The 11,268-nt window shown below is 45.1% G+C and carries 10 protein-coding genes, 1 tRNA gene and 1 other RNA gene; 8 read left to right on the top strand and 4 right to left on the bottom strand.

From position 1 onward, the window contains the following. Positions 1 to 142: 142 nt before the first annotated feature. Positions 143 to 227 (bottom strand) — tRNA-Tyr (locus tag ACED46_RS20215). A 388-nt stretch (positions 228 to 615) separates the two neighbouring features. Between ACED46_RS20215 and ACED46_RS20220 the strand changes: the two genes are divergently transcribed. The 3 genes from ACED46_RS20220 (at position 616) to ACED46_RS20230 (ending at position 5,267) form a co-directional block, all read left to right on the top strand. Continuing rightward, entirely contained in the window at positions 616 to 1,692 is a 1,077-nt protein-coding gene (locus ACED46_RS20220) for an efflux RND transporter periplasmic adaptor subunit (RefSeq protein ID WP_029222602.1), read from the top strand. Next, entirely contained in the window at positions 1,692 to 4,805 is a 3,114-nt protein-coding gene (gene vexH, locus ACED46_RS20225; RefSeq protein ID WP_371722285.1) for a vibriobactin export RND transporter permease subunit VexH, read from the top strand. Before ACED46_RS20220 ends, vexH begins: the two co-directional genes overlap by 1 nt. A 141-nt stretch (positions 4,806 to 4,946) precedes the next feature. After that, positions 4,947 to 5,267 carry a DUF1244 domain-containing protein gene (locus ACED46_RS20230; protein ID WP_004736423.1) on the top strand — a complete coding sequence of 107 codons (321 nt, stop codon included), beginning with the start codon at positions 4,947 to 4,949 and terminating at the stop codon, positions 5,265 to 5,267. A gap of 91 nt (positions 5,268 to 5,358) precedes the next feature. Here the strand turns inward: ACED46_RS20230 and ACED46_RS20235 are convergent, their stop codons facing one another. Next, the gene (locus ACED46_RS20235) at positions 5,359 to 6,426 is read right to left on the bottom strand and encodes a PLP-dependent cysteine synthase family protein (RefSeq protein ID WP_136982929.1); all 1,068 of its coding nucleotides are present in this window, start codon (positions 6,424 to 6,426) and stop codon (positions 5,359 to 5,361) included. Between the two features lie 129 nt (positions 6,427 to 6,555). Here ACED46_RS20235 and ACED46_RS20240 point away from each other — a divergent pair, with 129 nt between their 5' ends. Together ACED46_RS20240 and ACED46_RS20245 are read left to right on the top strand one after the other, a co-directional pair. After that, positions 6,556 to 7,029 carry an Lrp/AsnC family transcriptional regulator gene (locus ACED46_RS20240; RefSeq protein ID WP_017062025.1) on the top strand — a complete coding sequence of 158 codons (474 nt, stop codon included), beginning with the start codon at positions 6,556 to 6,558 and terminating at the stop codon, positions 7,027 to 7,029. Between the two features lie 89 nt (positions 7,030 to 7,118). Then, complete coding sequence (locus tag ACED46_RS20245; RefSeq protein WP_017070264.1) at positions 7,119 to 7,784, top strand: hypothetical protein; 666 nt, start codon at positions 7,119 to 7,121, stop codon at positions 7,782 to 7,784. 133 nt (positions 7,785 to 7,917) lie between these two features. Here ACED46_RS20245 and tesB read toward each other — a convergent pair whose 3' ends face one another. Continuing rightward, entirely contained in the window at positions 7,918 to 8,778 is an 861-nt protein-coding gene (gene tesB, locus ACED46_RS20250; protein WP_029235187.1) for an acyl-CoA thioesterase II, read from the bottom strand. Positions 8,779 to 8,946: 168 nt separating this feature from the next. Here tesB and ACED46_RS20255 point away from each other — a divergent pair, with 168 nt between their 5' ends. Continuing rightward, positions 8,947 to 9,387 carry a YbaY family lipoprotein gene (locus tag ACED46_RS20255; protein ID WP_017058951.1) on the top strand — a complete coding sequence of 147 codons (441 nt, stop codon included), beginning with the start codon at positions 8,947 to 8,949 and terminating at the stop codon, positions 9,385 to 9,387. A 75-nt stretch (positions 9,388 to 9,462) separates the two neighbouring features. On the opposite strand, the gene ACED46_RS20260 is transcribed toward ACED46_RS20255, so the two are convergent. After that, positions 9,463 to 9,765: an MGMT family protein gene (locus tag ACED46_RS20260; protein ID WP_048609271.1), complete on the bottom strand. Its 303-nt coding sequence runs from the start codon at positions 9,763 to 9,765 to the stop codon at positions 9,463 to 9,465. A gap of 227 nt (positions 9,766 to 9,992) precedes the next feature. Here ACED46_RS20260 and ACED46_RS20265 point away from each other — a divergent pair, with 227 nt between their 5' ends. Both ACED46_RS20265 and ffs read left to right on the top strand, forming a co-directional pair. Further along, entirely contained in the window at positions 9,993 to 10,736 is a 744-nt protein-coding gene (locus ACED46_RS20265) for a hypothetical protein (protein WP_371722287.1), read from the top strand. A gap of 196 nt (positions 10,737 to 10,932) precedes the next feature. Further along, an RNA gene (ffs, locus tag ACED46_RS20270) (signal recognition particle sRNA small type) lies at positions 10,933 to 11,029 on the top strand. Positions 11,030 to 11,268: the final 239 nt, after the last annotated feature.

The following is an 11,268-nucleotide window of genomic DNA, read 5'->3' on the forward strand; positions in this document are numbered from 1 at the left end:
ATTTACAGTCTGCTCCCTTTGGCCACTCGGGAACCCCTCCAGGGTGTGTCTTACTCTTCACAAAGTAAGCCTAAATTGATGTTTTCCCATAAGCCCATCAACTAGGTTGTTCTCTTAACTCTTAAAAGAAGTAAGAAGAATATGGTGGAGGGAGACGGATTCGAACCATCGAAGGCAGTGCCGGCAGATTTACAGTCTGCTCCCTTTGGCCACTCGGGAACCCCTCCAGGGTGTTTTTCCTAACTCATAATGGATAGGCTAAAGAGATGTTTTTCCCAACGCATCTCTCAAGTGCGGAGCGCATCATAGCAAACACGTTAAACCTGTAAAGAGTTTTTCTTATGGTTTTGTGTTGAATGCTGCCTTTTTGGGCAAAGATGGCGAAAAGTACGCATATTGCTCGGGAAGTGAACATCTGTACTAAGGTTTACGTAGTGACAGGTAACACCTTGAGGTAACTCGCTTTCTACATTGTGTTTGGTTTGTGCAATTCGCCAAGAAACGTAAATGGAATTTAATCTAGATTTACACTTCTTGACGTTACAGCATTCATCAGTTGATAGAATACGGTTAATTTCATTTATAGATATTAAATCTCACTTGCAGACCATTATTATGAAGCATAAATCTGTTTTAACCCTGCTTAGCTTGTCTATTCTTATGGCGTCTCCAGCCGCACTAGCTAAACGCATGGGCCCTAGCACCGTCACTGTTGTTACTGAGCAAGTTGATATTCACCAAGTTAGCCAATCTCTTTCTTTGGTAGGTAAGTTAGAAGCAGAACAATCTGTGATCATTACCTCTGAAGTAGCGGGCAGAGTTGACTCTATCAACATCAAAGCCAATCAAGATGTCACCAAAGGGCAGATGTTGGTTCAATTAGATGACGACAAAGCAAAAGCTGCAGTTGCAGAAGCGCAAGCGTACCTAAAAGACGAGCAACGTAAGCTAGCGGAATTCCAACGACTAGTGAAACGCAACGCGATTACGCAAACTGAAATTGACGCTCAGAAAACTAATGTAGAGATCGCCAATGCTCGCCTAGCTGCCGCCAATGCCAATCTTAAAGACTTACACATCAGCGCGCCTTTCTCTGGTACGGTCGGTTTTATCGACTTTAGCCGCGGAAAAATGGTGACAGCAGGTACTGAGCTTGTGACTTTAGATGATTTGTCTGTGATGCAGTTAGATCTTCAAATTCCTGAGCGTTACCTTTCTAAGCTGTCTAAAGGCATGACAGTGACGGCTCGCACCAGTGCGTGGGGCGAGACTCAGTTCACTGGCACAGTGGTAGGCATTGATTCTCGTATTAATGCTGAAACCTTGAACCTTCGAGTTCGAATCCACTTTGACAACAATAATGATTACCTAAAGCCGGGCATGCTAGTGGCAGCTGATATGGATTTCCCTCCTGTAGAAGCGCCGATTATCCCAGTTCAAGCGCTTGAGTATTCTGGTACTAAGCGTTTCGTCTATGTTATTGGCGAAGATAACAAAGCGACTCGTACCGAAGTGTTCTTGGGTGCACGAATCGATAACGAAGTTGTGATCGACAAGGGCATCGAGATTGGTCAGAAGATCGTGGTGCAAGGTATCGTGAACATGCGAGACGGCGTCTTGGTTCAAGAGCTTGCCGTTAATCGCCCAGCTAAACTTGATGAAAATACAGCAGCACAAGAAGGCGCTAACTAATGTTGTTATCTGATGTTTCTGTAAAGAGACCAGTAGCGGCCGTCGTATTGAGCCTACTATTGGTTGTGTTTGGTATTGTCTCTTTCAATAAGCTCGCAGTTCGTGAGATGCCAGATATTGAAAGCCCGGTGGTATCGATCAGTACTCGCTATGAAGGTGCGTCTGCCACCATCATTGAAAGCCAAATAACCTCCAATCTTGAAGACCAGTTATCCGGAATCAGTGGTATCGATGAGATCGAATCCACAACGCGTAACGGTATGTCGCGTATCACGATTACTTTTGAGCTTGGTTACGACCTCAACACCGGTGTGAGTGATGTTCGTGACGCCGTAGCTCGTGCGCAGCGTTCATTGCCCGATGAAGCCGACGACCCAATTGTTTACAAGAACAATGGTAGTGGTGAAGCCTCGGTCTACATTAACTTAAGTTCGACAGAGATGGACCGAACGCAGTTAACCGACTACACCGAACGTGTGTTGATTGACCGCTTTAGTTTGATCTCGGGCGTGAGCTCAGTGGATATCTCAGGTGGCTTGTACAAAGTCATGTACGTGAAGCTGAAACCTGCGCAGATGGCAGGTCGTGGTGTTACTACTTCGGACATCACTTCTGCGTTAAACAGTGAAAACATTGAAAGCCCGGGTGGTGAAGTACGTAACGATGCGATTGTGATGTCGGTTCGTACCGCTCGTTCTTACACTGAAGCGGAAGATTTCGAATACCTAGTGGTAAAACGTGCTTCTGATAACACGCCTATCTACTTAAAAGACGTAGCAGATGTGTACATTGGCGCAGAAAACGAGAATTCGACCTTTAAGAGTGACGGCGTTGTTAACGTTAGTATGGGTATTGTGCCTCAGTCAGATGCGAACCCACTTGAGGTTGCTGACTTAGTCCATAAAGAAGTTGAGGCGATTCAGAAGTTCCTGCCTGACGGGACTCGTTTGGCTGTCGACTATGACTCAACTGTCTTTATCGATCGTTCGATCTCAGAGGTTTACAGCACACTCTTTATTACGGGTGGTTTAGTTATCCTCGTGCTTTACGTCTTCATAGGTCAAGCGCGTGCAACACTGATTCCAGCGGTAACCGTTCCTGTGTCGCTAATCTCGTCGTTTATTGCGGCTTACTACTTTGGTTTCTCTATTAACCTAATCACCTTGATGGCACTGATTCTGTCTATAGGTCTGGTGGTTGATGACGCTATCGTAGTGGTTGAGAACATCTTCCACCACATTGAACGTGGTGAATCGCCACTGCTTGCGGCTTATAAAGGGACGCGTGAAGTAGGATTCGCGGTAATCGCAACAACGCTTGTATTGGTGATGGTATTCCTGCCAATCTCGTTCATGGATGGCATGGTCGGTCTTTTGTTTACAGAGTTCTCGGTACTGTTGGCGATGTCAGTGATTTTCTCGTCGCTAGTCGCACTAACGTTAACGCCAGTGTTAGGCAGTAAAATCCTAAAAGCGAACGTTAAACCAAACCGTTTCAACCTGTTTGTCGAGCGCGTATTTGGCAAACTTGAGTCTGGATACCGCTCGGTATTGCGCCGTGCTTTAAACTGGCGTTGGGCAGCTCCAATCATCATTATCGCGTGTATGGGCGGTAGTTATGGCTTGATGCAACAAGTGCCGTCGCAACTGACGCCTCAAGAAGACCGTGGTGTTATCTTTGCGTTTGTTCGTGGTGCTGATGCAACCAGTTACAACCGTATGTCTGCCAATATGGACATCGTTGAAGAGCGCCTAATGCCGCTGCTTGGTCAAGGTTTCTTGAAGTCATTTAGTATTCAATCACCAGCGTTTGGTGGTAATGCTGGCGACCAAACGGGCTTCGTTATCATGATCCTGGAAGATTGGGATGAACGTGATGAAACCGCTCAGGAAGCGCTGAACGAAGTTCGTAAATCTTTAAATGGTATTCCTGATGTACGTGTATTCCCGTTCATGCCGGGCTTCAAAGGTGGTTCAAGTGAGCCTGTGCAATTCGTACTGGGTGGCTCTGATTACTCTGAGCTTCAGAAATGGGGCGAACTGTTAAAGCAAGCGGCTGAAGACTCTCCAATGATGGAAGGTGCGGATATCGATTACTCTGAGAAAACACCAGAGTTATTAGTAACCGTAGATAAGCAACGTGCAGCCGAGCTAGGCGTTAGCGTTTCGGACATTTCAGATACGTTAGAGATCATGCTTGGCGGCCGTAGTGAAACCACTTTCGTTGACCGTGGTGAAGAGTACGATGTTTACTTGCGTGGTGATGAAAACAGCTTTAATAATGCCAATGACTTGAGCCAAATCTACATGCGAACTCAGTCTGGCGAGCTAGTTACGCTCGACACGCTGACGCACATTGAAGAAGTGGCATCCTCGATTCGTTTATCGCACTACAACAAGCAGAAATCGGTGACCATCAAAGCGAACCTAATGGAAGGTTACACGCTGGGTGACGCGCTCGATTTCCTTGATGAACAAGCGATTGAACAGCTACCGGGTGATATTTCAGTGAGCTACTCTGGCGAGTCAAAAGACTTTAAAGAGAACCAATCAAGTATCCTAGTGGTGTTTGCGCTAGCGATGCTGGTCGCATACTTGGTACTGGCCGCGCAGTTTGAAAGCTTCATTAACCCGCTGGTGGTGATGTTCACCGTACCTATGGGTATCTTCGGTGGCTTCTTAGGCTTGGTGCTGATGAGTCAAGGGCTCAACGTCTACAGCCAGATTGGTATGATCATGTTGATCGGTATGGTAACCAAAAACGGTATCTTGATCGTAGAGTTTGCTAACCAACTTCGTGACCGTGGTATTGAGTTTGAAAAGGCGATCATTGATGCTTCTGCTCGACGCTTACGTCCAATCATGATGACGGCATTCACGACGCTGGCTGGTGCAATTCCATTGATTACTTCAACGGGCGCAGGCTATGAAAGCCGAGTGGCTGTGGGTACGGTTATCTTCTTCGGTATGGGCTTCGCGACATTGGTAACTCTGTTCGTTATCCCTGCGATGTACCGACTGATTTCAGGATCAACACGCTCTCCGGGTCACGTGGAAGCGGAACTTAATAAAGAGCTTAGCCATGACAACGTGGGAAGAACCTCTCACGGTTAATGAACACGCACGATTAATGAACACGGAATAGTGTAACAATATTGAAAAGCCTGCGTTTGCTCCTAGCGAATTGCAGGCTTTTTTTGTATAACAAACAGAGCTCAACGAATTAATACAATAAATCGAATAAAGGAAAGTAAAGTGGCTGAATTTAAATACAAAGATCTTTCTCAAGAAGAACAAGATAAGCTGGATGCAGCAACCTTTCGTCGCCTGCTAGCACACCTAGATAACAATAAAGATGTGCAGAACATCGATCTGATGATCTTGGCTGGCTTCTGCCGAAACTGTTTCAGTAAATGGTACAAAGCGGAAGCAGAGCAACAAGGCTTAGACTTGGATATCGATGACGCTCGTGAGCGTGTATACGGCATGACTTACGATGAGTGGAAACAAAACCATCAGCCAAAAGCGACTCCTGAGCAACTAGCGGCGTTTGAAGCGAAGCAGAAGCCAGAATAATTTGTTCTCGCTAGAAATTGATGAATAGAATAAACCAAAAAAGAGCCCATCAAGGGCTCTTTTCTATTTCGAACTATCGGTTTATATGAACTTAAACCAACTCACCCGTTTGCGAGAAAGCTTCTAGCTTCGCTGCATAAGGTTGTAGGTCACCGATATTCAGATTTACCCACTCGTCATTGAAGTAAGTATCTAGGTAACGTTCACCGCTGTCACACAGTAAAGTCACGATAGAACCTTTTTCTCCACGTGCTTTCATTTCACTGGCTAATTGAAGCACACCGTACATGTTAGTCCCGGTTGATGCGCCGACCTTGCGACCAAGAATGTCAGATAACCAATGTGTCGTTGCGATACTTGCTGCGTCTGGGATTTTACGCATTTCGTCAACCACACCAGGAATGAAGCTTGGTTCTGCTCGTGGGCGACCAATGCCTTCAATCTTGCTGAATGTACTGCCTTTCACGTTCGCATTGCCTGTTTGGAAGTATTCGTGGAATACAGAGTTCTCAGGGTCCACAACACAAAGCTTAGTTTCATGTTGTTGGTAGCGAATGAAACGGCCAATCGTCGCTGAAGTACCGCCAGTACCTGGGCTCATTACTACCCAAGCCGGAACTGGGTGATCTTCCATCTGCATTTGATTGAAAATCGAGTTCGCGATGTTGTTGTTACCACGCCAGTCGGTTGCGCGCTCAGCGTAAGTAAATTGATCCATGTAGTGACCATTCAATTCTTCTGCTAAACGGCGAGACTCATCGTAAATTTCATCTGAGCGGTCCACAAGATGCGCTTGGCCGCCGTAGAATTCAATTTGCTCGATCTTTTTCTTCGCTGTGCATTTTGGCATTACCGCGATAAATGGAAGGCCAAGTAGGCGAGCAAAGTACGCTTCAGATACCGCAGTGCTACCCGATGAAGATTCAATGATCGTTGTTTCTGGGCCAACCCAACCGTTACAGATAGCGTATAAGAACAGAGAACGCGCTAAGCGGTGCTTCAAAGAGCCCGTTGGGTGTGTGCTTTCATCTTTAAGGTAAACATCAATGCCTTCGATACTTGGTAGTTCGATCTTGATAAGGTGCGTATCCGCTGAGCGTTGGTAATCGGCTTCAATTTTACGAATCGCGTTATTAATCCATTGATGGTCAGTGCACATAAGCGTTCTCCTGATCGAGTGTAGGAATTCTTTGTAATTGGTATGGTTCTAATTTAGCTACAATTGGAGAGAAAAACTTTGCCATATTTGCTTTGTTTTGCTTAAATTGTAGAAAATAATTCTCTTTAAATGCGATTTGGTGAAAGTGTGATAGATGCCGTAGATAAAAAAATATTAGGATTACTGCAAGAAGACAGCACCCTGTCATTGAACGATATTTCTGAAGCGGTCAATCTCACTACAACGCCTTGTTGGAAAAGGCTTAAGCGCCTCGAAGAGAACGGCATTATTGAGAAAAGAGTTGCACTGCTGAACCCGGAAAAACTGGATCTTTCCTTTACTGCGTTCGTATTGGTGAAAACCAGTGATCATTCTCATGAGTGGTATGGTCGTTTTGTGAATACTGTGTCGGAATTTCCAGAAGTGATGGAGTTCTATCGCATGGCTGGCGAATATGATTATATGATGAAGGTTCAGGTTAAAGACATGAAGTGCTTTGATGATTTCTATAAGCGCTTGGTGAATAGCATTGATGGTATCTCTAATGTGACCTCGACATTTGCGATGGAACCATTGAAGTACACGACAGCATTGCCGCTTTAAGCTGCGCCTAGTAATAGATTAACTATCGCTTTAGTTTAACTATCTTCTCAGTTTAGATCTCGTCTCTGCGATAAAGAAAAGGATTATTCATGTTTGCAAAAGTATCTACCGCTATCCAGCTGGTACTGGCGGTCGCCATTTTTTACTTGGGTTACACCATCTACTCATTGACTAATAAAGTCGGTGAAATCGTTGATACTTACCCGCAAGTTATCGAAGACATATCGGGCCTCACCAAAGGGCTCAAAGTAGAAGAGCTATTAGCGCTTGCAGAACATGTCAGCGATCTTGCTCCTCAGGTGTTAAACACTGTCGAAGAAGTTAGAAAGACGATCGATGATGTGAATCAAACCGTAGCCTCGGTCGACAACAAAATCCCTGCGATATTAGATGAAGTGAAAAATGTTCGAACGGAAGTTGAGCAGGTAAGAACCGATGTTATTCCACCAACATTAACTGAATTAAAGAGATACCGCGTAGACGTAATGCCACCAATGCTCGCTGAAAGTAAGTCTTACCGCGAACAGACTATTCCTGTCATCGTCACGGAATCTGAAATGCTACGAGCGGAAGTCCCAGGTATTTTGGCACAAGCTAATTTGTTAGCTGATAAGAGTAAGGAACTTGCTCAGGGAGCCGCTGAGGGCGCGGTGAAAGGCGTAGTGTTATCGCCATTTAACCTTCTACGAGACGCAGGTGATGGCATTAAAACGCGAGTTCAAGGCGAGTTTGAGCCAACGTTAGAAGTTGAGTAGGTTTTATTGATTTTTGCGTGACGAGTTTTCTTAAGCGTCATTAAAGAAAGAGGCTAGGTATTAAACCTAGCCTCTTTTTGTTTGTGCGTATTTGGGGCTTGTAAGAAGCGTTTATCCGCTATTTATTTGAGTGCTATTTAGTAAAACGCATCACACCTTCTTGTACTGCTGTCGCTACCAGCTCACCTTTCTGGTTGAAGATCTCGCCGCGCACTAGGCCGCGAGTGTTCGCTGCCGTTGGGCTTTCAATCGCATAAAGCAGCCATTCGTCCATTTTGAATGGGCGGTGGAACCAGATTGAGTGGTCAATCGTCGCCACTTGAAAATTTGGCGTCATGATAGAGACTTCATGTGGGTGAAGCGCCGTCACTAAGAATCCCCAATCCGATGCGTAGGCAAGCAGGTATTGGTGGATCAAGTGGTTGTCTGGCATCGCGCCATTCGCTCTTACCCAAAGGTATTGTTTCGCTTCCGTCTTCTTAGGTTTCAGTGGGTTTACCACCGTCACCGGACGCATCTCAATCGGCTTTTCGCCACAGAAGGTTTTGCGCAGTTTCTCTGGTAAGAATTCCGCAATGTGGCTCGCTAATTCAGTTTCTGAGGCAAAGTTCTCTGGTCCCGGAATATCAGGCATTGAAATCTGGTGCTCAAACCCTGGCGCATCGCCATGATAAGAAGCAGTGAGATAGAAAATAGGGCGGCCATTTTGAATCGCTTTTACACGGCGTGTGCTAAAGCTGCGTCCATCTCGTAGGTTCTCAACATCGTAAATGATTGGCTTTTCAGGATCGCCGGGAAACAGAAAATAACTGTGGAACGAGTGAACACTACGGTCGTCTTGAACGGTATAACGAGCAGCAGAAAGCGCTTGTCCCAATACCTGACCGCCGTATACCTGTGGTAGGCCTAGGTTCTCACTTTGCCCACGGAATAAACCTTCTTCCAGTTTTTCTAGCTGAAGTAAACTTAGTAATTCTTGTAAAGGTTGACTCATCGCCAGCATTCCTCTTCGTAAAATGGGTGTCAGATTATGGTGTTAATCATTTAGCTTAGTCAGATATCTGTCAATAAATCATAGGGTTTCAAGACAGAATATGAAAGCTCTCTTATAATTGGTGAGTAGATTTGCCGAGTCCGGCAAACATGTTGAGAGAAATTGAATATGAAAAAGGCTCTAATTCTTATTACGTCTTTAGTATCGTTTGGCCTACTTGTTGGTTGCCAAGCAACATCAGAAACGAGCGCTTCTCAGGAAGTGGTTGCAGAGAACACTCAAGTGATTTCAGGAACAGTAAGCTACCGTGAAAGAATTGCATTGCCAGAGAATGCAGTGGTTACCGTTACGCTAGAAGATATCTCACTGGCTGATGCACCATCGACGGTTATCGCAACTCAAGAGTTCACCACAGACGGTAAGCAAGTACCGTTCGCATTCGAGCTGAGCTACGACAACGACAAAATTAAAGCTAACCACCGTTACAACATGCGCGCATCGATTCATGTTGACGGCAAACTGCGTTTCATAACGGACACGATTAAGTCAGTAATTACTGATGTAGAAAATACACAGCAAGCAGACCTACGTTTGGTTGGTGTTCGTTAATCAGAAGTCGATGCCACTGTTAAGGCATCTTGATTGGCTTAACTTAGCCAGTTGAATCAGCGATTAGTGGCAGCTCTAGGGCTGCCATTTGTATATTCTGAGTTTGATCTTTCCTGCATCACTCACCTCAATCCCTTCTTTAACCAAATGCTGCTTTTGTCGGTCGAACGAATCACCCTTTAAAGAGATTTCACCCTTGCTGTTTATCACTCGATACCAAGGCAGTTTGCTACCTTCTGGCAGGTTACCCAGCGCTTTACCAACATGGCGCGCATAGCCCGGAAATCCTGAAAAACGTGCTATGTCTCCATAAGTTGTTACTTTTCCATATGGAATTTGGTGAATCACAGCAAAGATTTGGCTCAAAAATTGGTCCATACTAAATGTTCCTAGTTCATAAATACCAATCACAGTAAGTAAGTGTTCAAAAATAGCGCAGGGAAAAAGCTTGAGAGCAAGGCCGCTCTTTTTGATAAGAAGTTTTGATAAGTAGTCATTCTCCAATCAAAAAATCTAACGAGGTTATCGAGTTTTTTAACAAGCTAGGGTGACCAGTTAATTACTACGATTGGTATGGTACCACGGATCGGTAGAAGGAGAGGGCTATGGTATTTACAACGTTTCAGTTCTTGATCACCACATTATTAGCGGTTGTTTGCGCGAGAGCAATCAGTTTAAGTGAGGGAGATATCCCGGTGCTTGCAATGGTAATTCCTGCTTTATGGATTTTACCGCAGGGGGGCATAGCAGGATTAGCTTTGCTTGTTTCCATGACCACTTATGGTCTAACCCTTCCTTTGCAGCCTATCACGCTGTCTGTCAGTGCGTGGGTACTATTCCCGTTATTGATGGTGGTCTTCTCAAGACGCAGTAGTTTGTCGGTCGTGATTATTTCCGGCTTGATTGTGACTACTTTGCAGGTCGGGATCATGGTGACACAATCAGCAGGCAAGCTTGAAGGTGCCCCGTGGGTTACCACACTTCAAACCTTATCAATCATCGTGATTTGGTGGGCGGCAAATCATCTTAAGCCTGCCAGCCGACACAGCTGGTGGTCATTAGGCTTAATACTTCCATTATGGATAGCCGATTTACCTTATGCCGCTTTGGTTGCCTTGTGTGTAACGGGCATCATGGCATCGATGGAAACGCTGACGCGCTTGAAAACCTTCCGCTGGAATAAACTACTGTGTTGGACACTGCCAACGGTTGGTTTTGCGGCTTTGGTGATTACCCCAAGTATCGAAGTACCTAGTCCAGTCTTTGTAGTATGGTTGTGTCTATTAGGCACCGCGTGGATGACAGACTACATCATTCGCACAGAAGATAACGAAGATATCGATATCTAGTACTCCAGCAATCCAAACCTTCCAAATGCAGGTAAATGGTGAATTTACCTGCGATTTTCTAGTGGTTTGAATAAAGGATAAGCACTTAGACCGCAATTGTTCAAAAATAGGGTGGAAGGGCTTGCAATGGTTGCTGTGATGCTTAATAATCCAATCACTCTTTGAGGCAAGCCTCTTAGAAAACGAATCTATGGGGGCCTGGTCCTCCCGCAACAATAGCTCGTGAACTCGGTCAGGCCTGGAAGGGAGCAGCCGCAGCGAGTGACTTGTGTGCCGGGATGTGGCTGGGTTCCCACCCATTTTGAAGCCTGCAATATATGTTCGCATAAATTGCAGGCTTTCTTCATTTCTGCATCATAAGTCTTCATATTTGCACCATAAGTCTTCATAGTCTATTTTTTGTTGTAGGTTTACAACAAAAGTGATTTGCTATGTTCGACCAAACCAAGAAATCATCTCACGTACACAACATCTGTAATACCAATCCGGAAAATTAACTGATCAGGTCAATCCAATCTCTTGTACACATTTT

The sequence above is a fragment of the Vibrio sp. 1S139 genome, assembly GCF_041439475.1.
GTDB lineage: Bacteria > Pseudomonadota > Gammaproteobacteria > Enterobacterales > Vibrionaceae > Vibrio > Vibrio crassostreae_C.